Annotated in this window: 19 protein-coding genes; 11 read left to right on the top strand and 8 right to left on the bottom strand. The window is 67.5% G+C overall.

The window, feature by feature from the left end:
* Nucleotides 1-5 precede the first annotated feature (5 nt).
* The 5 genes from QTI05_RS11335 to QTI05_RS11315 all read left to right on the top strand — a co-directional run bounded on the left by QTI05_RS11335 (nt 6) and on the right by QTI05_RS11315 (nt 4,752).
* Nucleotides 6-1,184, top strand: a complete 1,179-nt coding sequence (locus QTI05_RS11335) for an acetyl-CoA C-acetyltransferase (RefSeq protein WP_286624470.1) — start codon at nt 6-8, stop codon at nt 1,182-1,184.
* The gene (locus QTI05_RS11330; RefSeq protein WP_286624468.1) at nt 1,184-1,978 is read left to right on the top strand and encodes an enoyl-CoA hydratase-related protein; all 795 of its coding nucleotides are present in this window, start codon (nt 1,184-1,186) and stop codon (nt 1,976-1,978) included. The genes QTI05_RS11335 and QTI05_RS11330 overlap by 1 nt, the downstream gene beginning before the upstream one ends.
* A 7-nt stretch (nt 1,979-1,985) precedes the next feature.
* Nucleotides 1,986-3,149 (top strand): acyl-CoA dehydrogenase family protein, encoded by a 1,164-nt coding sequence (locus QTI05_RS11325; RefSeq protein WP_286624466.1) that lies wholly within the window; start codon nt 1,986-1,988, stop codon nt 3,147-3,149.
* 98 nt (nt 3,150-3,247) lie between these two features.
* Nucleotides 3,248-3,493 carry a cysteine-rich CWC family protein gene (locus QTI05_RS11320; RefSeq protein ID WP_286624464.1) on the top strand — a complete coding sequence of 82 codons (246 nt, stop codon included), beginning with the start codon at nt 3,248-3,250 and terminating at the stop codon, nt 3,491-3,493.
* Nucleotides 3,490-4,752: a 6-phosphofructokinase gene (locus QTI05_RS11315; RefSeq protein ID WP_286540009.1), complete on the top strand. Its 1,263-nt coding sequence runs from the start codon at nt 3,490-3,492 to the stop codon at nt 4,750-4,752. Before QTI05_RS11320 ends, QTI05_RS11315 begins: the two co-directional genes overlap by 4 nt.
* Before the next feature lie 3 nt (nt 4,753-4,755).
* On the opposite strand, the gene QTI05_RS11310 is transcribed toward QTI05_RS11315, so the two are convergent.
* Entirely contained in the window at nt 4,756-6,156 is a 1,401-nt protein-coding gene (locus tag QTI05_RS11310) for a zinc-binding metallopeptidase family protein (protein ID WP_286624463.1), read from the bottom strand.
* Nucleotides 6,157-6,298: 142 nt separating this feature from the next.
* Here QTI05_RS11310 and QTI05_RS11305 point away from each other — a divergent pair, with 142 nt between their 5' ends.
* The 5 genes from QTI05_RS11305 to QTI05_RS11285 all read left to right on the top strand — a co-directional run bounded on the left by QTI05_RS11305 (nt 6,299) and on the right by QTI05_RS11285 (nt 12,578).
* Nucleotides 6,299-7,801: an MFS transporter gene (locus tag QTI05_RS11305; RefSeq protein WP_286624461.1), complete on the top strand. Its 1,503-nt coding sequence runs from the start codon at nt 6,299-6,301 to the stop codon at nt 7,799-7,801.
* 77 nt (nt 7,802-7,878) lie between these two features.
* Complete coding sequence (locus QTI05_RS11300) at nt 7,879-9,018, top strand: ABC transporter substrate-binding protein (RefSeq protein ID WP_286540013.1); 1,140 nt, start codon at nt 7,879-7,881, stop codon at nt 9,016-9,018.
* 53 nt (nt 9,019-9,071) lie between these two features.
* Nucleotides 9,072-9,839, top strand: coding sequence for a class II glutamine amidotransferase (locus tag QTI05_RS11295; RefSeq protein WP_286540014.1), 768 nt, complete (start codon nt 9,072-9,074; stop codon nt 9,837-9,839).
* Between the two features lies 1 nt (nt 9,840).
* Nucleotides 9,841-12,114: a xanthine dehydrogenase family protein molybdopterin-binding subunit gene (locus tag QTI05_RS11290; protein WP_286624459.1), complete on the top strand. Its 2,274-nt coding sequence runs from the start codon at nt 9,841-9,843 to the stop codon at nt 12,112-12,114.
* Between the two features lie 14 nt (nt 12,115-12,128).
* Nucleotides 12,129-12,578 (top strand): (2Fe-2S)-binding protein, encoded by a 450-nt coding sequence (locus QTI05_RS11285; protein ID WP_286540016.1) that lies wholly within the window; start codon nt 12,129-12,131, stop codon nt 12,576-12,578.
* A gap of 23 nt (nt 12,579-12,601) precedes the next feature.
* Here QTI05_RS11285 and gshB read toward each other — a convergent pair whose 3' ends face one another.
* Complete coding sequence (gene gshB / locus QTI05_RS11280; RefSeq protein WP_286540017.1) at nt 12,602-13,558, bottom strand: glutathione synthase; 957 nt, start codon at nt 13,556-13,558, stop codon at nt 12,602-12,604.
* Complete coding sequence (locus QTI05_RS11275; RefSeq protein WP_286624457.1) at nt 13,555-14,799, bottom strand: benzoate/H(+) symporter BenE family transporter; 1,245 nt, start codon at nt 14,797-14,799, stop codon at nt 13,555-13,557. The genes gshB and QTI05_RS11275 overlap by 4 nt, the downstream gene beginning before the upstream one ends.
* Before the next feature lie 68 nt (nt 14,800-14,867).
* On the opposite strand from QTI05_RS11275, the gene QTI05_RS11270 reads away from it, so the two are divergent.
* Nucleotides 14,868-15,788, top strand: coding sequence for a polysaccharide deacetylase family protein (locus tag QTI05_RS11270; protein ID WP_286624456.1), 921 nt, complete (start codon nt 14,868-14,870; stop codon nt 15,786-15,788).
* On the opposite strand, the gene QTI05_RS11265 is transcribed toward QTI05_RS11270, so the two are convergent.
* The 5 genes from QTI05_RS11265 to QTI05_RS11245 all read right to left on the bottom strand — a co-directional run bounded on the left by QTI05_RS11265 (nt 15,785) and on the right by QTI05_RS11245 (nt 22,047).
* Nucleotides 15,785-17,653: a potassium transporter Kup gene (locus QTI05_RS11265; protein WP_286540023.1), complete on the bottom strand. Its 1,869-nt coding sequence runs from the start codon at nt 17,651-17,653 to the stop codon at nt 15,785-15,787. The two genes, QTI05_RS11270 and QTI05_RS11265, sit on opposite strands and share 4 nt — an antisense overlap.
* A gap of 159 nt (nt 17,654-17,812) precedes the next feature.
* Nucleotides 17,813-19,099 (bottom strand): glutamate--cysteine ligase, encoded by a 1,287-nt coding sequence (gene gshA / locus QTI05_RS11260; RefSeq protein WP_286540026.1) that lies wholly within the window; start codon nt 19,097-19,099, stop codon nt 17,813-17,815.
* Nucleotides 19,100-19,180: 81 nt separating this feature from the next.
* On the bottom strand, nt 19,181-20,458 hold the full coding sequence (locus tag QTI05_RS11255; RefSeq protein WP_286624455.1) for a glutamate-5-semialdehyde dehydrogenase: 1,278 nt from the start codon (nt 20,456-20,458) through the stop codon (nt 19,181-19,183).
* Nucleotides 20,455-21,531, bottom strand: coding sequence for a DNA polymerase III subunit delta (gene holA / locus QTI05_RS11250; RefSeq protein ID WP_286624454.1), 1,077 nt, complete (start codon nt 21,529-21,531; stop codon nt 20,455-20,457). The genes QTI05_RS11255 and holA overlap by 4 nt, the downstream gene beginning before the upstream one ends.
* 12 nt (nt 21,532-21,543) lie before the next feature.
* On the bottom strand, nt 21,544-22,047 hold the full coding sequence (locus QTI05_RS11245) for an LPS-assembly lipoprotein LptE (protein WP_286624453.1): 504 nt from the start codon (nt 22,045-22,047) through the stop codon (nt 21,544-21,546).
* Nucleotides 22,048-22,049 lie beyond the last annotated feature (2 nt).

Genomic DNA, 22,049 nt, shown 5'->3' with positions numbered 1-22,049 from the left:
TCGACATGGCAGAGGCTTATATCGTCGCCACGGCCCGCACGGCCGGCGGACGGCGCGGCGGCAAGCTCGCGGGCTGGCACCCGGCCGATCTCGCGGCGCAGGTGATCGACGCGCTAATGGCGCGCAGCGGCATCGACCCGGCGGCGGTGGAGGACGTGATCCTCGGCTGCGTGAGCCAGGTCGGCGAACAGGCCACCAACATTGCGCGCAATGCGGTGCTGGCGTCGGGACTGCCCGAGTCGGTGCCCGGCACCTCGATCGACCGGCAATGCGGCTCGTCGCAGCAGGCCCTGCACTTTGCGGCCCAGGCCGTCATGAGCGGCGCCATGGACGCGGTGATCGCGGCCGGCGTCGAAAGCATGACGCGGGTGCCGATGTTCACGCCCAACGCACTGCCGGCCAAGGCCGGGCTCGGCACCTACATGAGCCCGGCGATGCAGCGGCGCTACCCCGGCGTGGAGTTCAGCCAGTTCACCGGCGCCGAGATGATCGCGAAGAACTACGGCCTCGAAAAAGACGCGCTCGACCGCTACGCCTTCGAGAGCCATCGCCGCGCGATTGCGGCCAGCCGTGCCGGCCTGTTCAACGACGAGATCGTGCCGATCGAGATCCGCCTGGCCGACGGCACCGCGAGCGGTGAGCTGCATACCGTCGACGAAGGCATCCGCTTCGAGGCCACGCTCGAAGGCATCGCGGGCGTCAAGCTCATCGCCGAAGGCGGGCGCTGCACCGCCGCCACGGCCAGCCAGATCTGCGACGGCGCCAGCGGCGTGCTGGTGGTCAACGAGCGGGGCCTGAAGGCGCTGGGCGTGAAGCCGCTGGCTCGCATCCATCACATGAGCGTGATGGGCCATGACCCTGTGATCATGCTGGAGGCGCCGCTGCCGGCCACGCAACGGGCCTTGAAGAAGGCAGGCATGTCGATCGACGACATCGACCTCTACGAAGTCAACGAGGCTTTTGCACCGGTGCCGCTGGCCTGGCTACAGGCACTCGGCGCCGACCCGGCGAAGCTCAACGTGAACGGTGGTGCGATTGCGCTGGGCCATCCCCTCGGCGCCTCGGGCACCAAGCTTATGACCACGCTCATCAGCGCCCTGGGCCAGCGCGGCAAGCGCTACGGCCTGCAAACGATGTGCGAAGGCGGCGGCATGGCCAACGTGACCATCGTGGAGCGCCTCTGATGTCGGCTGTCCTCTACGAAGTCGAAGACGGCATCGCGACCCTCACGCTGAACCTGCCGACCAAGCTCAACCCGATCACCGAGGACCTGCAACTCGCGCTGCGCGATGCGCTGGCCCGCGTGGCCGGCGACCGCAGCGTGCGGGCCGTGGTGCTCACCGGCGCCGGCAAGGCTTTTTGCGCTGGCGCCGATCTGAGTGCAATGCAAACGCCCGCAACCGGCAAGACGCTCGGCGACGAAACGGCTGACTGGATGCAAGGCCTGAGCAATCCACTCATCAGCGCCATGCGCAACCTGCCGGTGCCGGTGGTGTGCGCGGTCAACGGGGCGGCCGCTGGCGCCGGCGTCGGCATTGCGCTCGCGGGCGACGTGGTGCTGGCGGCGCGCAGCGCCTACTTCTATCTCTCGTTCCTGCCCAGGCTCGGACTCGTGCCGGATCTGGGCTGCACCTGGTTCATTCCGCGCCTGGTCGGCCCGGCGCGCGCGCTGGGCATGGCGCTGCTCGACGAACGCGTGAGCGCCGACAAGGCCGCGCAGTGGGGCCTGATCTGGAACTGCGTAGAGGATGACCTGCTGCTACTCGAAGCGCAGAAGACGGCGCAGCGGCTTGCGCGCCTGCCCGCACACGCCGTGCTGGAAGCGCGCCAGGCCTTCGCGGCGAGCGAGCGCCACACGCTCGACGAGCAACTGCATTACGAAAGCGAGCGGCAGCGCGAGATGATCATGAAGCCGAGCTTCGGCGAAGGCGTTGCGGCCTTCCTGCAGAAGCGGCCGCCGGCCTTCGCCGGTCGATAGGGCGGCCATGATCGAACGCACGCTTTTCAGCGCCGACCATGAGGCCTTCCGCGATTCGTTCCGCCGCTTCATGGACAAGGAGATCGCCCCTTTCCACGATGCGTGGGAGGAGCAGGGCTACATCGACCGCGCCGTGTGGAACAAGGCCGGCGAGAACGGCTTTCTCTGCATGGCCATGCCCGAGCAGTACGGCGGCGCCGGCGCCGACCTGCTGTACTCGGTGATCCAGTTCGAGGAACTGTGGGCGCGCGGCTTCACCGGCGTCGGTTTCGGGCTGCACAGCGAGATCGTGGCGCCGTACATCGAGCACTACGGCACCGATGCGCAGAAGGCGCACTACCTGCCCAGGCTCGCGACCGGCGAGATGATTGGCGCGATCGCGATGAGCGAGCCGGCCGCGGGCAGCGACCTGCAGGGCATCAAGACCACGGCCATCCGGCAGGCCGACGGCAGCTACCTGCTGAACGGCAGCAAGACCTTCATCACCAACGGCTGGCATGCCGACCTGGTGATCGTGGTCGCCAAGACCGACCCGAGTGCTGGCGCCAAGGGCACCAGCCTCTTGGTGGTCGAGCGTGGGATGCCGGGCTTCGAGAAAGGCAAGCGCCTGAAGAAGCTGGGCCTGAAGGCGCAGGACACCTCGGAGCTGTTCTTCAACGACGTGCGCGTGCCGGCCGACAACATCCTGGGCGGCGACGCGTGGAAGAACCGCGGCTTCATCTGCCTGATGGAGCAGCTGCCATGGGAGCGCCTGCAGATCGCGATCAGCGCGGTGGCCGCGTCGCAGGCGGCGATCGATACCACGGTGGCCTACGTGAAGGACCGGAAGGTCTTCGGCCAGCCCGTGGGCAACTACCAGAACACGCGCTACAAGCTGGCCGAGCTGCAGACAGAGGTGCAGGTCGCGCAGGTGTTCGTCGACAAGTGCACCGAGCTGCTGATGCAGGACAAGCTCGACACTGCCACCGCCAGCATGGCCAAGTACTGGACCAGCGACCTGCAGTGCAAGGTGATGGACGAGTGCGTGCAGCTGCACGGCGGCTACGGCTACATGTGGGAGTACCCGATCACGCGCGCCTATGCCGACGCCCGCGTGCAGCGCATCTACGGCGGCACCAACGAGATCATGAAGGAAGTGATCACGCGGCAGATGGGATTGCACGGGAGGTAAGGCTCGCCAACCCCCTGCCGGGGGCGCTGCCGACCGACCGGCGGAGCCGGATCGGTGGCAGCCCTCGCCGACGCGATCGGAACGCATCAGAATGCGGCATGCCTACCGCCTCGCCATCGCCCGACCCCAGCCGCTGCCCGCTCTGCGGTGCGGCCAACGTCTGCGCGATGGAGATCGAGCGCGAGACCGGCATGGCGCAGTCGCCCTGCTGGTGCATGTCGGCCAATTTCACAGATGCCCTGCGCGCGCGCGTGCCGGCCGATGCGCGCGGGCTCGCCTGCATTTGCGCGAACTGCGTGGCCGCCGCGGCGGCCGCCGTCCCTACGGAAACCACCCCACCATGACGACCACCCCACCCAACGCGTTCTATGCCCAGTCTGGCGGCGTCACGGCCGTGATCAATGCCTCGGCCTGCGGCGTCATCGAAACGGCGCGGCGCCATGCCGACCGCATCGGCACCGTCTACGCCGGGCGCAACGGCATCCTCGGGGCGCTGGCCGAGGATCTGATCGACACCGCACAGGAATCGGCCGAAGCGATTGCGGCGCTGCGCTCGACGCCCTCCGGCGCGTTCGGCTCCTGCCGCTACAAGCTCAAGTCGCTCGAGAAGAACCGGCGCGAGTACGAACGGCTCATCGAAGTGTTCAGGGCGCACGGCATCGGCTACTTCTTCTACAACGGCGGTGGCGATTCGGCCGACACCTGCTTCAAGGTGAGCCAGCTGTCGCAGTCGCTGGGCTATCCGCTGCAGGCGATCCACGTGCCCAAGACCATCGATAACGATCTGCCGCTGACCGACTGCTGCCCCGGCTTCGGTTCGGTCGCGAAGTACGTGGCGCTGTCCACGCTCGAAGCCTCGCTCGACGTGCGCGCGATGGCGGCCACCTCGACCAAGGTGTTCGTGCTCGAGGTCATGGGGCGGCACGCCGGCTGGATCGCTGCAGCGGGCGGGCTGGCGGAAGCCCACGGCATTCCGGTCGTGATCCTGTTCCCCGAAATCGAGTTCGACCGCGCGAAGTTCCTGGCCCGCGTCGATGCGCTGGTGAAGCAGCACGGCTACTGCAGCGTGGTGGTGTCCGAAGGCTGCCATCACCCGGACGGCACCTTCCTGGCCGAGCAGGGCACGCGCGATGCGTTCGGCCATGCGCAGCTCGGCGGCGCGGCGCCGGTGGTGGCGAACATGGTCAAGGAGGCGCTCGGCCACAAGTTCCACTGGGCCGTGGCCGACTACCTGCAGCGCGCGGCGCGCCATGTCGCGTCGGCTACCGATGTGAAGCAGGCCTACGAACTCGGCGTGCGCGCCGTCGAACTCGCGCTGGAAGGCGCCAATGCCGTGATGCCGACCATCGAGCGGATCGCCGATGTGCCCTACCAGTACCGTATCGGCAGCGCGCCGCTGGCGCAGGTGGCCAATGCCGAGAAGATGATGCCGCGCGACTTCATTTCGCAAGACGGCTTCGGCATCACCGACGCCTGCCGGCGTTATCTGGCGCCGCTGATCGAGGGCGAGGACTACCCGGCCTACCGCAACGGGCTGCCGGTTTATGTGACGCTGCAGAACCGCGCGGTCGCGAAGAAACTGCCTGCGTTCGAAATCGCCTGACGGCTACCAGGCGGCGTTGAAACGCTGCTCCTGGAACTGTTGGCCCATGGGCTCGAAGCCCTGTTGCTGCTGGGCCTGGCTTTGCGACTGCGCGGGCTCCGACCGGGGCGATGGCTCCGTGGCTCCGGCGGGCCGGGCGAGCGCCTGTTGCTGCCGCTCACGCTGCTGCGTGATCACCTGGTGCACGAACTGCAGCTTGCCGACCGCGGCGCGCGGCAGCACGAAAGGGTAGTAGTCGGGCTGGCCCATGCTGCGCGAGAGTTCGTTCAGCACGTTGGTCAGCCGCACCCAGCCATTCAGGAAGTCCAGAAACTTTATCGCATCGGGATGCTCGGGCTGCCACAGGTCGGCCGGCTCGAACAGGTCGCTCGCCAACTCGGCACGGCTGGCGTCGACGCCGAAGCTCATGGCCGTATCGGCCGTGTCGGCCATGTGCAGGTAGTGCGCCCAGGTTTCGGCCCAGTCTTCCCATGGATGCGAGCTCGCATAGCTGGTGACATAGCGCACCCGCCAATCCGGCGGCGGGCCCTGTTCGTAATGCTGGCGCAACGCGCCCGCGTAGTCGAGGCGCTCGTCGCCGAACAGCGCACGAAAGTCGTCGAGCCATGGTGTGGGGCGCACCAGCAAGTCCCAGTAGTAGTGGCCGATCTCGTGGCGAAAATGGCCGACCAGTGTGCGGTAGGGCTCGCGCATTTCGGCGCGGATGCGTTCGCGCACCGCGTCTTCGGCCTCCTCGGCGTTGAGCGTGATCACGCCCTCTTCGTGGCCCGTGAGCACATGCGGGCCGCCCGGCGTGTTGCTCAGGAAGTCGAAGGCCAGCCCGTGCACCGGGTCGGCATGGCGCGTGACCACGGGCAGGCCGAGCGCCAGCAGTTGCGACATCAGGCGCCGCTTCGATTGCTCCAGCTTGCGCCACAGCTCGCCATTGCCCTGGAGCGAGAGATCGGGAATGGTGCGCGTGGCACTGCACGACAGGCAGTAGCGCGGCGCCAGCCCGGCGGTGGTGAAGGTGGCAGCGTCGCCGTCGCGCGGCGCCGGCACCATCCAGTTGCAGCCGGCCGCAGTGATGAAGTTGGCGCAGCGGTGGTACTGCCTGCCGTTGGCGTCGCCGAACACGGTGTAGCTGGCGAACGTCACGTCGGCATCAATGTCGACTTCGGTGCCCGCATCGCCCGGTTGCTGCGGGGCGGCGTCGGGCGACGCCACCGTCGCCAGCGGCACCACGCCGAGGCTTTCGATCACGAAGCCCAGCGGCGTATGGCAGGCCAGGCACTCGCTGTTGCCGAGGAAGACCGGTCGGCCGCACTGGCACTGGTAGGCGCGCGTCACGGTCGGCGCGGTGAGATCCGCCGCCAGTGAGGTGGCGCCAACGTCTGCGGTGCAGGATTCGTTGCGGGTATCCATGTTGTTGTCTTGTTTTCTTGAAATGGAAAGGTCGGCATGCGGACAGCGCTTTGATTGTGACGGCTGCCCAGTGGCGAGCCCGGCCGAGCAAACACCGATATCCTTGTAGGACGGCTCACCCGCGGGTGGCTGCCCGTGCCTCATGACCGACCCCGCCGCCACTCCTCCTGCCTCGCCCCGTGCTGCTCCGGCGCAACTCCATGTGCTGCGCGAGCGCTATGGCGAGCGTTACCGCTGGCTGCTGCTGTTGTCGGTGATGGTCGGCACGATGGCCTCGATCATGTCGTCGACCATCGTCAACGTGGCGATTCCCGACATGAGCCACCATTTCGCGCTCGGCCAGGAGCGCGCGCAATGGGTCAGCTCGGGCTTCATGGTGGCGATGACAGTCTCCATGCTCACCACGCCGTGGTTGCTCGGACGCTACGGCTACCGGCGCACCTATGTCGGCACCATGCTGATCCTGCTGGCCGGTGGCGTGGCCGGCGGGCTGTCCAACAACTTCTCGCTGGTGCTGGTCGCGCGCGTGGCCGAGGGCCTCGCGGCGGGCGTGGTGCAGCCGATTCCGGCCATCATCATCCTGCGCGCCTTCGAGCCGCACGAGCAGGGCCGCGCCAGCGGCATCTTCGGCATGGGCGTGGTGCTGGCGCCGGCCATCGGCCCCAGCATCGGCGGCGTGCTGGTCGACCTGTTCGGCTGGCGCTCGATCTTCTTCATGGTGGTGCCGTTCTGCCTCGCGTCGCTCTGGCTGGCGTACAAGTTCGTGCCGACCACGGCACCGGGCGGCGTTGCCGCGGCGCGCGAAGGCGGGCTCGACTGGCGCGGCCTGCTGCTCGGCACCGTCGGCACGCTGTGCCTGCTGAACGGGCTGGTCGAATTGCGCGGCGACGCGCCGTTGCAGGCCGGGCTGCTGCTCGCCGGCGCGCTGGTTTCGCTGGCCGTGTTCGTGTGGTGGCAAAAGCGGCTGGAGACTGGCGGCGGCACACCGTTGATGAACATGGCGCTGTTCGGCTACCGCCAGTTCGCGATGGGCAGCATCGTGGCCTTCATCTACGGCACCGCGCTGTTCGGCTCCACCTATCTGCTGCCGGTCTACATGCAGGTGGCACTGCACCTGTCGGCCTCCCACGTGGGCACGATTATGCTGCCCGCCGGCATCGTGCTGGCCTTCACTATCGCGGGCGTCGGGCGGCTCGCCGACCGGCAGCCGACCTGGATGCTGGTCAGCACCGGGCTGGCGCTGCTGGCGCTTTCGTTCGCGCTGATGCTGGTGCTGGACCTGAAGAGCCCGATCTGGCTGCTGGTCGCATTCGCCGTCATTGGCCGGATCGGGCTGGGCTTCATCCTGCCCTCGCTCAACCTCGGCGCGATGCGGCCGCTGGCCAGGCCGCTGATTCCGCAAGGTGCCAGTGCCATCAGTTTTGTGCGCATGCTCGGCGGCGCGGCGGGCGTGAGCCTGTGCGCCATCGTGCTGGAATGGCGCCTGGCGGCGCACGGCGACTCGCTCGCCAACCCGCTGACGAGCGCCGCGCGGTTGGCCGCCTTCAACGAGGTTTTTCTGATGCTGGCCGGGCTGTGCGCCATTGCGATCTGCGCAGCCTGGCAATTGCGCCAAGCCGGGAGGACTTCACAGCAACAAGGGTAATCCCTTAGGAAAGTGCCTGAGCCATTCGTTTCCAATTGTTAATACCTGTTAACAAATTCGACGGATTGGGTTCTTTCATGCAACGCAGAAGTTTTGTCGCCTCCACTGCGGTTTTCGCCACGGGCCTTGCGGGGCTGTCGTCTGCGCACGCCGCCGAAACAGGGGTGAACGACAGCGAAATCCTGCTCGGCAGCTCGGCTGTCCTGAGCGGTTCGCTCGGCTCGCAGATCAAGGTGATCCACAACGGCGCCGGGCTGGCCTTCGATGCCGTCAACGAACAAGGCGGCATCGGCGGCCGCAAGATCAAGCTGGTGGCGCTGGACGACGAGTTGAAGCCCGAGAAAGCGGTGGAAAACTACGGCAAGCTGCTGACCGACCATCGCGTGTTCGCGTTCTTCGGCTGCGTCGGTTCGGGCACCACGGCTGCCGCGGCCAAGCTGCTGCAGCAGAGCGGCGCCCCCAGCGTGGGTGGCTACGGCGTGGGCGACAGCGCACGCGAACGCGTTGCGGGTTCGGCCTACTTCGTGCGCGCCAGCAACGAACGCGAAGCACAGGCCCTGGTCGAGCACCTGACGACCGTGAGCGTGAACAAGATCGCGATCGCCCACCTGGACAATCCCGGCGGGCTGGAAGCGGTGAAGCTGATCGAGGCGGCCATGGCCACCCACAAGCTGACGCCGACCGCGGTGGTATCGGTGAAGGCCGATGGCTCGACCGCCGCCGCCGCCGGCAAGACACTCGCCGACAGCCGCCCCCAGGCCGTCCTGATGTACTTGGCCGGCACGGTCAGCGGCGAGGTGATCAAGGCCATGTATGCCGCCGGCAGCAAACCGATGTTCTATGGAATGTCGGTCGTCTCGGGCGAGGTGACGGCCCGGGTGGTGCCGCTGCAGGCGGGCGGGCTGGCCATCTCGCAGGTCACGCCCTACCCCTGGGGCGAAGTGGAAGCCGTCACGCGCGACTACCGCCGGCTGGCGGAACGCGCGCAGGTGCCGGTGGGTTACGGCAGCTTCGAGGGCTACCTGAACGGGCTGGTGATGATCGAGGCGCTCAAGCGCACCGGCCGCGACCTGACGCGCGCGCGCCTGCATGCGACATTGCGCGCGCTCAGGCTGCGCCTGGCCGGCATGGACATCGATTTCTCGACCGGCAGCAACACCGGTTCGCGCTTCATCGAAATGGTGCGCGTCACGCCCGAAGGCCGCTTCGTGCGCTGAGCGGGCCGGGGTGGGTTCGCAGCGGCGGCCGGCGCTCGCGCTTTAATAGCGCCATGTGCCAACTGCTCGGAATGAACTGCAACACGCCCACGGACGTGACCTTCAGCTTTGCCGGCTTCGCCCAGCGCGGCGGCCGCACCGACCATCACGCCGACGGCTGGGGCATCGCCTTCTTCGAAGACCGCGGGCTGCGCCATTTCGTCGACCACCAGCCGGCCTGCGAGTCGCCGGTGGCTGAACTGATCCGGCGCTACCCGATCAAGAGCCGCAATGTCGTCGCCCACATCCGCAAGGCCACGCAGGGCCAGGTCAACCTGCAGAACTGCCACCCGTTCGTGCGCGAGCTGTGGGGCCGCTACTGGGTGTTTGCGCACAACGGCGACCTGAAAGACTTTCGGCCGCGGCTGCATGGCAACTTCCATCCGGTCGGCAACACCGACAGCGAGCATGCCTTCTGCTGGCTCATGCAGGAGCTGGCCAAGTCGCATGCGGGCGTGCCGAGCATCGAGGAGCTGACGCTCACGCTGCGCGAACTGGCGCCGCAGATCGCAAAGCACGGCACCTTCAACTTCATGCTCTCGAACGGCCAGGCGCTCTGGGCCCATGCATCGACGCACCTTTGCTACATCGAACGGCAGCATCCCTTCATGCTGGCGCACCTGGCCGACGAAGATCTCGCCATCGACTTCGCGAAGCACACCACGCCGAACGACCGCGTCGCGATGGTGGTGACCACGCCGCTGACCACCAACGAGACCTGGACGCCGTTTGGCGCGGGCGAACTGAAGGTGTTCGTCAATGGCCGCGTGGTCGGGGCCTGACATGGTGAAGCGACGGTATTTCCTCCTCGGCGGCGCGGCTGCGGCAGGTGCGCTGGCGGTCGGCTGGTCGGTGCTGCCGCCGGATTCGCGCCTGATGCCGGCCACGCCCGCACCGCTGGCGCCGGGCCAGGTCGCGCTCAACGGGTGGGTGCGCATCGGCGCAGACAACACGGTCGCGGTGACGATGACGCAGGCCGAGATGGGCCAGGGCACGCACACCGGCCTGGCAATGCTGCTGGCCGAGGAGATCGATGCCGACTGGTCGCAGATCCGGCTGGCACCCGCCTCGATCGACAAGATCTACAACAACGCGACCGCACTGGTCGACGGGCTGCCCTTCCACCCCGACGACGAAGGCAACGTCAAGCGGGCAGTGGGCTGGCTCGCCGCCAAGGCGGCGCGCAAGATCCCCGGGCTGATCGTCACGGGCGGCTCCACCAGCATCAAGGACCAATGGCTGCCGATGCGCGAGGCCGGCGCGTCGGCGCGCGCCATGCTCATCGCAGCGGCAGCGGACAACTGGAAAGTGCCTGCCGCCGAATGCCGCGCCGAGGCCGGGCGCGTGCTGCACGGCTCGGGCAAGAGCGCGAGCTTCGGCGAGCTGGCGGTGCGCGCCGCGCAGATGCCGTTGCCCGAACGACCGAAGCTCAAGGATCCGGCGCAGTTCAAGCTGGTGGGCCAGCCGGTGCGCCGCTTCGAGAATGCCGGCAAGCTGGACGGCAGTGCCCAATTTGGCATGGACGTGCGCCTGCCCGGCATGCTCTACGCGACCGTCGCGATGTGCCCGGTGATCGGCGGCACGCTGGCAAGCTTCGATGCGCAGGCGGCCATGGCACTGCCCGGCGTTCGCAAGGTGGTGCCGGTCGCGGGCGGCATGGGCGGCGCGCCGGCGGTGGCGGTGATTGCCGACACGCCGTGGCATGCAATGCAGGCGCTGCGCCAGGTCAGGATCGTGTGGAACGAGGGTGCCGCCTCCGGCTTGTCGAGCCGCGTGGACATCGACCGGCTCGCGCAGACGCTCAATTCCGCGCAGGGCAGCACCTACCAGTCGGCCGGCGATGCGGTCGCTGCGCTCCAGGGCGCCGCCAAACGCATCAGCGCCGAATACCGCGCACCCTTTCTCGCGCACGCCACCATGGAGCCGATGAATTGCACCGTGCAGTTCAAGGACGGCGCGGCGACGGTCTGGGTGCCGACGCAGGCGCCCGGCATCGCGCGCATCGGTGCGGCAAGGGCGCTGGGCATCGACAGCGACCGTGTGCAAGTGAACGTGACCAGCCTCGGCGGCGGCTTCGGCCGGCGCGCCGAGGCCGACTTCGTCGCGCAGGCTGCAGCCATCGCGGGCGCGGCTGATGGTGTGCCGGTGCAAACCTTCTGGTCGCGTGAAGAAGACATGCGCCACGACTTCTACCGGCCTGCCTGCGTGGCGCGCTTCGAGGCCGGCTTCGACGCGCAGGGCCAACTGGTGGCCTGGCATGCGCGCTCGGCCGGCCAGGCCATCACGCACCAGCTGGTGGGACGCGTGCTGGGCAGCGCCGGCCTGGGGCCGGACAAGACAACGGCCGAAGGCAGTTTCGACACCGCCTATGCGTTCCCCAACGTGCGCGTGGCGCACGAGGTGGTCGAAAGCCCGGTGCCGGTGGGGTTCTGGCGCTCGGTCGGGCATTCGCACCATGCCTTTTTCACCGAGAGCTTCATCGACGAGGCCGCCGCCGCCGCGGGCAAGGATCCGCTGGCTTTTCGGCTCGCCCTGCTCGCTCACAAGCCCGATCACCAGCGCGTGCTGCAGCGCGTGGCCGCGCTGTCGGGCTGGGCCCAGCCGCTGGCACCGGCGCCCGATGGCGCGAAGAAAGCGCGCGGCCTGGCGCTGCACCGCAGCTTCGGCAGCACGGTGGCGCAGGTGGCCGAGGTGTCGGTCGGGCCGGACAAGGCGATCCGCGTGCACCGCGTGGTGTGCGTGATCGACTGCGGCTTTGCGGTCAACCCGAACCTGGTGCGGCAGCAGATGGAAAGCGGCATCGTGTTCGGCCTGTCTGCCGCACTGCACGGCGAGATCACGATCGAGCAGGGCCGCGTGGTGCAGGGCAACTTCCACGACTACGCGCCGCTGCGCATGCAGGACTGCCCGGCGATCGAAACCGAGATCATCCCGAGCACCGCGCACCCCGAAGGCGTGGGCGAGCCCGGCACGCCACCGATCGCGCCGGCCGTGGCCAACGCGCTGTTCACCCTCACCGGCCAGCGCCTGCGCACGCTGCCCCTCAAACTCGCCTGACAGGATTCTCGTTCATGACCACGCTCAAGATCAACGGCCAGGCCGTCGAGGTGAAGGCCGAGCCCGACACCCCGCTGCTGTGGGTGCTGCGCGGAGAGCTCGGCCTGAACGGCACCAAGTTCGGTTGCGGCATGGCGCTGTGCGGTGCCTGCACCGTGCACCTCGACGGCGAACAGGCGCGCAGCTGCGTCACGCCGGTTTCTGCCGCGGCCGGCAAGGACATCACCACGATCGAAGGACTGGCTGGCCGCGAAGCCGACGCGTTGCGCGCCGCCTGGACGGAGGTCGACGTGGTGCAGTGCGGCTATTGCCAGAGCGGCCAGCTCATGAGCGCCTGCGCGCTGCTGCGCAAAATCCCGAAGCCCAGCGACGCCGAGATCGACCAGGCCATGAGCGGCAACATCTGCCGCTGCGGCACCTACCCGCGCATCCGCGTGGCCATCCACAAGGCAGCGGGCGCCTGATTGGCGCCCCGCTCGGGCGGGTGCTACAACCCTTTTGAACCCAGATCCGCCTCCAGCGCATCGATGAAGCGCCTGGGCACATCGAAGCCGGTCTGGTCGGTGATTTCCTGGAAGCAGGTCGGGCTGGTGACGTTGATCTCGGTGACGTAGTCGCCGATCACGTCGAGGCCGATCAGCAGCAGCCCGCGCGGCGCGAGCGTTCGGCCCACGGCTTCGGCGATCTCGCGGTTGCGGGCCGTGAGCGGCTGCGCCACGCCCTTGCCGCCGGCCGCGAGGTTGCCGCGCACTTCGGTGCCTTGCGGAATGCGCGCCAGCACGAACGGCACCGGCTCGCCCGCGATGATCAGGATGCGCTTGTCGCCGGCCGCGATCTCGGGCACGAAGCGCTGCACCATGATGGTCTCGGCGCCGTCCTTGTTGAGCGTCTCGGTGATCGAGCCGAGGTTCAGCGCGTCTTCGCGCACGCGGAAGATGCCCATGCCGCCCATGCCGTCGAGCGGCTTCAGGATGATGTCCTTGTGCTCGGCATGAAAGGCGCGCACCGCGGCCGGGTCGCGCGTCACCAGCGTCGGGCTGGTGAACTGCTGGAACTCCATCACCGCGAGCTTTTCAGGATGCTCGCGCAACGACGCCGGCTTGTTGAACACCCTGGCGCCTTCGCGCTCGGCCTGGCCGAGCAGGTGCGTCGCATAGATGTATTCGGCGTCGAACGGCGGATCCTTGCGCATCAGGATCGCGTCGAAGCCGTGCAGCGGCGCGCTGCGGCGCGGCGTCTCGGTGAACCAGTCGTCCTTGTGCCCGGTGAGCGTGATGTCGCGCACCGTGGCCGTCACCGGCTGGCCGGTCTGCCAGCCCATGTCGCGCGGCTCGCAGGCCGAGATACTGTGGCCTCGGCGTTGCGCCTCGCGCATCATCGAGAAGGTGGTGTCCTTGTAGACCTTGAATTGCTCGAGCGGGTCGGCAACGAAGAGGATGTTCACGGGGTTGTCTTTCCGGTAGCGGCTTTGGCTTCTTGTCTGATCTTGCACGCAGGCGCGATGTCCTTGCCGGGCGCGGCCTTTCGCCCGAGTTGCTGTACGGCCAGCGCCCCGGCACCGGCCACCACGCCCCAGAAGGCCGAGCCGATGCCGGCCAGCGTCACGCCCGAGAGCGTGACCAGGAAGGTGATGAGCGCGGCTTCGCGGTGCGACTCGTCGCGCACTGCGGCAGCGAGCCCGCCGCCGATGGTGCCGAGCAATGCGAGTCCGGCGATGGCCGCGACCAGCTCCTTGGGAAACGCCGTCAGCAAGCCCGTGACGGCCGCGCCGAACAAGCCGATGACGACATAGATCGCACCGCAGCTCACGGCCGCCGTGTAGCGCCGCGCCGGATCGTCATGCGCCTCGCGACCCATGCAGATCGCCGCCGTGATGGCGCTGAGGTTCAGCGCAAACGCGCCGAACGGCGCGAGCACCAGCGTGGCCAGACCGCTGATCGTGATGAGCTTGCTGACCGGCATGTCGTAGCCTGCCGCGCGGATCGCCGCCACGCCGGGCAGGTTCTGCGAGGCCATGGTCACCACGAACAAGGGCAGCGCCAGGCTCACGGCCGCCTGCCAGGTGAAGACCGGCATCGTGAACACCGGCATCGCCAGATGGAAGTGCACGCCGCCCCAGGCCAGTTCGCCGCGCGCCGCGACGAACGCGATCGCGACCAGCAAGGTGAGCGGCACCGCATAGCGCGGCATGAAGCGCCTGGCCAGCAGGTAGGTGGCCAGCATCAGCAGCACCAGCGGCAGCGCGGTCTGCGCCGCAATGAAGGCCTGCAGGCCGAAGCGCGCGAGCACCCCGGCCAGCAGTGCGGAGGCGATCGCCATCGGAATCCTGTTCATGACGCGCTCGAACCAGCCGGTGGCGCCGGCGATGGTGATCAGCACCGCGCAGACGATGAAGGCGCCGACCGCTTCGCCCATGCTGTAGCCGGCACCCGCGACCGCGAGCACCGCGGCACCTGGCGTGCTCCACGCGATCATCACCGGCTTGCGCCACCACAACGATGGCAGTGCCGAGGCGAGCCCCATGCCGAGGCCCAATGCCCACATCCACGAACTGATGAGTTCCGGGGTGGCACCGAACGACAGTGCAGCCTGGAACACGATGGCCACCGAACTGGTGAAGCCCACGAGCACAGCGACAAAGCCTGCGGTGAAGGCCGACAGGCTCAGATCCTTGAAAAATGGCATCGCGCGATTGTGCCCGCGCGGTCCGAACCACGTTGGCGCCAAGGCACATGTCTTGCACACTCTGCGGCATGACCGAACGCTGGCCTCACCTGCTGCCTCACCACGGACGCTTCGACTACGCCCCGATCACGCAAAGACCCGACTACGTCTGGCCGAACGGCGCGCGACTGGCGGTGTACCTCGGCTTCAACCTCGAACACTTCGCGTTCGGCGACGGGCTCGGTGCGCGCATCGGGCCGCCTTCAGCTGAACCCGATGTGCTCAACCATGGCTGGCGCGAGTACGGCAACCGGGTCGGCGCCTGGCGTTGCCTCGAGCTGTTCGACCAGCTGGGCCTGAAGACCGGTGCCCTGATCAACACCGCGCTCTACGACCACTGCCCTGAGCTGGTCGCGGCCTGCGTGACGCGCGGCGACGAGTTGATCGGCCACGGCCACAGCAATGCCGAGCGGCAGGCCGAATTTGATGAAGCCGGTGAACGCGCGCTGCTGCTTCGCTGCGCCGGACGCATCCAGGCCGCGAGCGGGGCCGCGCCCACCGGCTGGCTGTCGCCCTGGATTTCGGAGAGCCATGCGACGCCCGACCTGCTGGCAGAGACCGGCTACCGCTACACGCTCAACTGGTGCCATGACGACCAGCCGACGCGCATGCGCACGCGCAGCGGGCAGCCGCTGTGGGCCGTGCCTTATCCGCAGGAGCTGAACGACATTCCGATGATCGTGGCGCGCCAGATGGATGCGAAGGACTTCTGCGCCATGGTGCGCGACAACTTCGACGAGATGCGCCAGCAGGCCACGCGCCAGCCGCTCGTGATGGGCCTGGCGCTGCACCCGTACATCGTCGGGCAACCGTACCGCTTGCGGCATCTTCGGCCCGTGCTCGAAGCCTTTGCCGCCGCGCGCGACCGCGGCGAGATCTGGTTCACCACGCCCGGCGAGATCTGCCGCCACATGGAGCGCCTGGCGATCGAACGGCCCGACGCCTTCTAGATCTCGATCTTGGAGCCCAGCTCGACCACCGCGTTGTTCGGCAGCCCCAGGAAGTCCGCCGCACCGCTCGCGTTGTGGTGCATCTGCGCGAACAGCTTCTCGCGCCACGGTGCCATGCCGCTGCCGAGCGTCGGGATCACGACGTCGCGCGACAGGAAGTAGCTGGTCGTCATCGGCTCCAGCTGGCAGCCGCGCATGCGGGCGTTCTCGAGCGCCCGCGGCAGATCGATGTCGTTCTTGAAGCCGTAGTGCACCACCACCTGCCAGCAATGGTGGCCGAGCGGCTCGATCTCGATGCGCTTGTCCATCGGGATCCAGGGCACCTCGTGGTTGCGCACGGTGACGAACATGTTCTGCTCGTGCAGCACCTTGTTGTGCTTGAGGTTGTGCAGCAATGCATTGGGCACATTGCCGGGCTCGGCCGTGAGGAACACGGCGGTGCCGTCGACGCGCGCCGGCGGGCTCACGAACACCGCGTCGAGAAAGCTGCGCAGGTCGATCGCGTCGGCGCGCTGCACTTCGCCCATCAGGCGGCGGCCTTCCTTCCAGGTGATCATCAGCGTGAAAACCGCGCCGCCGATCATCAGCGGGAACCAGCCGCCTTCGAACAGCTTGAGCAGGTTCGACGCGAAGAACATGAAGTCGACCACGAAGAACGCAGCGGTCGCGCCGATGCACAGCGCCAGCGGCAGCTTCCACGCGAAGCGGATCACGAAGAACGTGAGCACGGTGGTGATCAGCATGTCGGTGGTCACGGCGATGCCGTAGGCCGCAGCCAGGCTGCTCGAGGAGCGGAACATCACCACCGCCAGCACGATCGCGACGAACAAGCCCCAGTTGACGAACGGAATGTAGATCTGCCCCGCCGTGCGCACGCTGGTGTGCTCGATGTTGAGCCGCGGCAGGTAGCCGAGCTGGATCACCTGGCGCGTGACGCTGAACGCACCGGTGATCAGCGCCTGCGACGCGATCACCGTGGCGCCCGTGGCCAGGATGACCAGCGGGATCAGCGCCCATTCGGGTGCCATCATGAAGAACGGGTTCTTCACCGCCTCGGGGTTCTCCAGCAGCAGCGCGCCCTGGCCGAAATAGTTGAGCGTGAGGGCCGGCATCACGACCGAGAACCACGCGATGCGGATCGGCCCCTTGCCGAAGTGGCCGAGGTCGGCGTACAGCGCCTCGGCACCGGTCACGCACAGCACCGTGGCGCCGAGCACGATGAAGCTCGTGACCGGGTTGTCCCACATGAACTTGAGCGCGTAGTGCGGACTCAATGCCTTCAGGATTTCGGGGTGGGTGAGGATCTGGTGCACGCCCAGCACCGCGATCACCGCGAACCAGGCCAGCGTGACCGGACCGAAGAAGCGGCCGATGCCGGCGGTGCCGCGTTTCTGCACGACGAAGAGGCAGAACAGCACCACCAGCGTGACCGGGATCACGTAGTGCTTGAACTGTGGCGACACCACCTCCAGGCCCTCGACCGCCGACAGCACCGAGATCGCCGGGGTGATGACGCCGTCGCCGTAGAACAGCGAGGTGCCGAAGATGCCGACGACCAGCAACACCTTGCGCAGCCGGGGCTTGTCGTGCACGGCACGGGAGGCCAGCGCGAGCATGGCCACCAGCCCGCCCTCGCCTTCGTTGTCGGCGCGCAGCACCAGCACCACGTACTTGAGCGAGACGATGACGGTGAGCGTCCAGAAGAACATCGACAGGATGCCGTAGACGTTCTCGATGGTGAACGGCACATGGCCGTGGCCGAACACCTCCTTCACCGCATAGAGCACGCTGGTGCCGATATCGCCGTAGACGACGCCGATGGCCGCGAGGATCAACGCGGCGGAGGAGCTTTTGGGGGCTGACACGAGGTCGCTGGAAGGGGCGGAGCGACGTGTCGCACGGGCGCGGCGGGGCCGCCTGCGGCCGCCGCGCTCAACCCTCCGCCCTTTGATTTCCGTTTGGTGTGGGGCCGCTATTTTGACGCCGCGGCAGGCCGCCGCAAGGGGCGCTGTGGCCCCACGGCGTCACTCGTAGACTTCGGCGTCCGGGTCGGTCGCCTCGAGTTCGTAGCTGGCCGCAGCCATCGCGAGCCGGCCGACCACGCCGTACATGTAGAACCGATTCGGCGCACTCGCGCCTGGCTTGGCGCCCGGCTGCGGTAAGTGCGCACTCTCCGAAAAAGCCAATGGCACGAAGCTCGCGCCAGGCGACACCAGGCTCTCGTCGGGACTGCGCCCGGCATGCACGCGATAGAAGCCGCCGACCACGTAGCGGTCCATCATGTAGACCACGGGCTCGGCCACGCCATCGTGCACGCGCTCGTTGGTGAGCACGCCTTCCTGCACGATCACCGGCTGCAGATCGGCATTGGGGCTCATCATGGCGCGCGTTTTTGCGTCGAGCGCGTCGAGATCCTTCACATCGCGGATCGTCAGCACGCCCATGCCGGCTGCGCCGTTGTCGGGCTTGACGATGACGAACGGCTTCTCGTTGATGCCGTATTCCTTGTATTTGCGCCGCACCTTGGTCAGCACCGTGTCCACATGGCTGGTCAGCACGTCCATGCCCTGGCCGGCGGAAAAGTTGACGTTGTCGGCCTTGGCATACATCGGGTTGATCAGCCAGGGGTCGATGCCCAGCAGCTTGCCGAAGCGCTTGGACAGCTCTTCGTAGCTGTGGAAATGGTTGCTCATGCGCCGCATCGGCCATCCGGCATGCAGCGGCGGCAGCAGGTATTGCTCATGCAGGTCTTCCAGGATGCCCGGAATGCCAGCCGAGAGATCGTTGTTGAGCAGGATAGTGCAGGGGTCGAAGTTCTTCAGGCCCAGGCGCCGCTTGCTGCGCACCACCGGCTCCAGGCACACGGTGGCGCCGTTCGGCAGCTCGATCTTCTTCGGCGACTTGATCGCCGGATCGATCGACCCAACCCGGACGTTGAGCCCTGCCATCTGGAAGATGTGCACCAGTTGTGCGACGTTCGCGAGATAAAACGTGTTTTTGGAGTGGTTTTCCGGGATCACGAGCAAATTGCGCGCTTCCGGGCAGATCTTCTCGATGGCCGCCTGGGCCGCCTGCACGGCCAGCGGCAGCATTTCCTGCGTCAGGTTGTTCCAGCCGCGCGGGAACAAGTTGGTGTCGACCGGCGCCAGCTTGAAGCCGGCATTGCGCACGTCGACCGATGTGTAGAACGGCGGCGTGTGCTCCATCCATTCGAGTCGGAACCAGCGCTCGATGGCCGGCATGGAGTCGAGCACGCGTTGCTCGAGCTCGTTGATCGGGCCGGTCAGGGCGGTGACGAGATGCGGAACCATGCGGCGGCCTTGTTGGACTTGTACTGGAAGCTGGAGCGGGATTGTAGGATTTGGGGCCGCTCACCCAGATGACAAGCTGACTCAGGTGCGTACTTCGCCCTGGCCCAGCACGACGTATTTGAGCGAGGTGAGCCCCTCGATGCCGACCGGGCCGCGCGCATGGAACTTGTCGGTGCTGATGCCGATTTCGGCGCCCAGGCCGAATTCGAAGCCGTCGGCGAAGCGTGTGCTCGCATTCACCATGACGCTGGCCGAATCAACCTCGCGCAGGAAGCGTTGGGCGTTGACATGGTCGCGCGTGATGATCGCATCGGTGTGGTGACTCGAATAGTGATTGATGTGCTCAATGGCCTCGTCCACCCCCGCCACCACCTTGATGCTGATCACCGCGGCCAGGTATTCCTCCGACCAGTCCGACTCGACCGCATCGACTGCCGGCAGCCCGGCGCCGCGCAGGATCGCACCGGCTTCGGCGTCGCAGCGCATTTCGACGCCCTTGGCCGCGAACACCGCGCCGATCTGCGGCAGGAAAGTCGCAGCCACGCTCTTGGCGACCAGCAGGCCTTCGGCCGCATTGCAGGGGCTGTACTTCTGGGTCTTGGCGTTGTCGACGATCTTGAGCGCCATGTCGAGTTCCGCGGTGTCGTCGACGTAAACATGGCAGTTGCCGTCGAGGTGCTTGATCACCGGCACCTTCGCCTCGCGGCTGATGCGCTCGATCAGGCCCTTGCCGCCGCGCGGAATGATCACGTCGACGTACTCCGGCATGGCAATCAGCCGCCCAACGGCCTCGCGGTCGGTGGTCTGCACCAGTTGCACCGCTTCCACCGGCAGGCCGGCTTCGGCCAGTGCATCGGCCACCAGCAGCGCGAGTGCCTTGTTAGATTCGATCGCCTCCGAGCCGCCGCGCAGGATCGCCGCGTTGCCGCTCTTGATCGCGAGGCTGGCCGCCTCGATCGTCACGTTGGGCCGGCTTTCGAAGATCATGCCGAACACGCCGATCGGCACCCGCATCTGGCCCACGCGGATGCCGCTGGGCTGTTGCTTCATGCCGATGATTTCGCCGATCACGTCGGGCATTGCGGCAAGCTGCTCGCAGCCCTCGGCCACGGTGGCCAGCACTTTCGGCGTGAGCTTGAGGCGATCCACCATCGGCGCCGGCAAACCGGCTGCGACGGCGCGCTCTATGTCGCGTGCGTTGGCTTGGCCCAGTTCCGGGCCGGCCTCGCGCAGGCGCCGTGCGAGCGCCTTCAGCGCTTTGACCTTGATGGCAGCATCCGCCCGCGCCATCTGGGCTGCGGCCGCTTTGGCCTGCAAGCCGAGGGCCTGCATGTGCTCATTGACATTGAACGCGTTCATGCGCGCATTTTCCCACTCTCAGGGGCGGCCATGCAGGCGCGGCACAGCATCAGCGCCAGCCGCTGCAGCGCCTGCCAGCCATTGGCCGGCCAGTCCGGCTGCTTCAGGCCCTTGACGATGCCGTCGACCACATGCGCGGAACGCAGCAGGCGCGCGAGCATGCGGTCGTCAAGGCGCGGCAGCACGCGCTCGAAGGCACGCTCCTTGTTGCCCCAGATGCGGTTCTCGCGCAGCGCCATGGGCAATGGCCGGCCGGCCGCCATCGCGTCCTTCACGCGCTTGAGGGCGCGGATGTCTTCGGCCAGCGTGTAGTGCACCAGCACTTCGGCCTCGCCCTCGGCCTGCAGCCCTTCGAGCATGCGCGCCACGCGCTGCGGGTTGCCGGCCAGCACCGCCTCGCCGAGCTTGAACACGTCGTAGCGCGCGACGTTGTGCACCGCGCTTTCGACCTGCTCCCACGTCAGCTCGCCGGCCGGGTGCAGCAGCGCGAGCTTCTGGATCTCCTGGTGTGCGGCGAGCAGGTTGCCCTCGACGCGATCCGCAAAGAACTGCAAGGTGCGCTGGCCTTCTTCCCCAGCCCGCACGCGCTGCCCCTGCAACCCGAGCCGCTGGGCGATCCACTGCGGCAACGCGGCGCGTTCGATCGGATCCACCTGCAGCGTGACGCCATGCGACTCGAGCGCGGTGAACCAGGCGCCGGTGCGCGTCATCTTGTCGAGCCGGGGCAGCAGCACCAGCAGGAGCGTGCTGTCGTTGCCCTCGGCCGCCTGCGCGAGCTGCTGCAGCGCGACACTGCCGTCCTTGCCGGGCTTGCCCGAGGGAATGCGGATCTCGACGATCTGCTTGTCGGCGAACAGGCTCAGCGAGCCGCCGGCCGCCAGCACCGCGCTCCAGTCGAAGTGCGCGCCGGCCACGGTGTACGAACTGCGCTCGGTATAGCCCTGCGTGCGCGCAACGGTGCGGATGGCATCGACCGCTTCCTGCGCCAGCAGCGGCTCGTCGCCGTGCACCGCGTAGAGCGGACGCAAGCCCTTCTGCAGGTGGGCGGCGAGTTGCGCTGCGGCGAGCTGCATGCGTGGGCCGCCCTAAAGCGCCTTGACCGCCGCGAGCTGTCGCATGATCTGCTGGACGATGTCGCCCTGCATGTCGCGGTACAGCAGTTGCTGCTCGCCCTCTTTGGCGAGCGCGTTGGTCTCGTTGTAGGTGATGTCGCGCCGCTGCTGGATCTCGCCGGCACTGATGAGCTCCTTGCCGGCCTGTGTCCGCAGGCGGAAGCGCACCGTCAGCTGCAGTTCGAGCTCGCGCACCTGGCCGGCCGAATTGGTCGACACCACGCGCTGGCCCCGATCCTCGCCCAGCATGTCGAATACCACCTCTGCCGTCTGCACTTCGTTCGCCGGCACCACGATCACGGTGCCCGCCGCCTGCAGGTTGCGCCGCAGGAGATTGACGACGACCGTACCGCCGTTGACTGCGATGCTCTTGAAGGCAAACACCGGCGCCTTACGCAGCTCGAAGCCGCAACCGGCCAGTGTCAGCGCACCAGCCACCAGCAGGGTGCGGCGAGCAAGAAAAGAAGAAGAGTTCATGC

Origin of the sequence: Variovorax fucosicus, assembly GCF_030316825.1 — a bacterium.
Classification (GTDB): Bacteria; Pseudomonadota; Gammaproteobacteria; order Burkholderiales; family Burkholderiaceae_C; genus Variovorax; species Variovorax fucosicus.
The sequence above is the reverse complement of the archived record's forward strand: the minus strand, read 5'-3'. Positions and strand labels throughout refer to the sequence as shown.

What these genes read in the sequence shown, in the direction of transcription:
- QTI05_RS11335 (WP_286624470.1), top strand. Translation starts at nt 6, where the DNA reads ATGGCAGAGGCTTATATCGTCGCCACGGCCCGCACGGCCGGCGGACGG.
- QTI05_RS11330 (WP_286624468.1), top strand. Translation starts at nt 1,184, where the DNA reads ATGTCGGCTGTCCTCTACGAAGTCGAAGACGGCATCGCGACCCTCACG.
- QTI05_RS11325 (WP_286624466.1), top strand. Translation starts at nt 1,986, where the DNA reads ATGATCGAACGCACGCTTTTCAGCGCCGACCATGAGGCCTTCCGCGAT.
- QTI05_RS11320 (WP_286624464.1), top strand. Translation starts at nt 3,248, where the DNA reads ATGCCTACCGCCTCGCCATCGCCCGACCCCAGCCGCTGCCCGCTCTGC.
- QTI05_RS11315 (WP_286540009.1), top strand. Translation starts at nt 3,490, where the DNA reads ATGACGACCACCCCACCCAACGCGTTCTATGCCCAGTCTGGCGGCGTC.
- QTI05_RS11310 (WP_286624463.1), bottom strand. Translation starts at nt 6,156, where the DNA reads ATGGATACCCGCAACGAATCCTGCACCGCAGACGTTGGCGCCACCTCA.
- QTI05_RS11305 (WP_286624461.1), top strand. Translation starts at nt 6,299, where the DNA reads ATGACCGACCCCGCCGCCACTCCTCCTGCCTCGCCCCGTGCTGCTCCG.
- QTI05_RS11300 (WP_286540013.1), top strand. Translation starts at nt 7,879, where the DNA reads ATGCAACGCAGAAGTTTTGTCGCCTCCACTGCGGTTTTCGCCACGGGC.
- QTI05_RS11295 (WP_286540014.1), top strand. Translation starts at nt 9,072, where the DNA reads ATGTGCCAACTGCTCGGAATGAACTGCAACACGCCCACGGACGTGACC.
- QTI05_RS11290 (WP_286624459.1), top strand. Translation starts at nt 9,841, where the DNA reads ATGGTGAAGCGACGGTATTTCCTCCTCGGCGGCGCGGCTGCGGCAGGT.
- QTI05_RS11285 (WP_286540016.1), top strand. Translation starts at nt 12,129, where the DNA reads ATGACCACGCTCAAGATCAACGGCCAGGCCGTCGAGGTGAAGGCCGAG.
- QTI05_RS11275 (WP_286624457.1), bottom strand. Translation starts at nt 14,799, where the DNA reads ATGCCATTTTTCAAGGATCTGAGCCTGTCGGCCTTCACCGCAGGCTTT.
- QTI05_RS11270 (WP_286624456.1), top strand. Translation starts at nt 14,868, where the DNA reads ATGACCGAACGCTGGCCTCACCTGCTGCCTCACCACGGACGCTTCGAC.
- gshA (WP_286540026.1), bottom strand. Translation starts at nt 19,099, where the DNA reads ATGGTTCCGCATCTCGTCACCGCCCTGACCGGCCCGATCAACGAGCTC.
- QTI05_RS11255 (WP_286624455.1), bottom strand. Translation starts at nt 20,458, where the DNA reads ATGAACGCGTTCAATGTCAATGAGCACATGCAGGCCCTCGGCTTGCAG.
- holA (WP_286624454.1), bottom strand. Translation starts at nt 21,531, where the DNA reads ATGCAGCTCGCCGCAGCGCAACTCGCCGCCCACCTGCAGAAGGGCTTG.
- QTI05_RS11245 (WP_286624453.1), bottom strand. Translation starts at nt 22,047, where the DNA reads ATGAACTCTTCTTCTTTTCTTGCTCGCCGCACCCTGCTGGTGGCTGGT.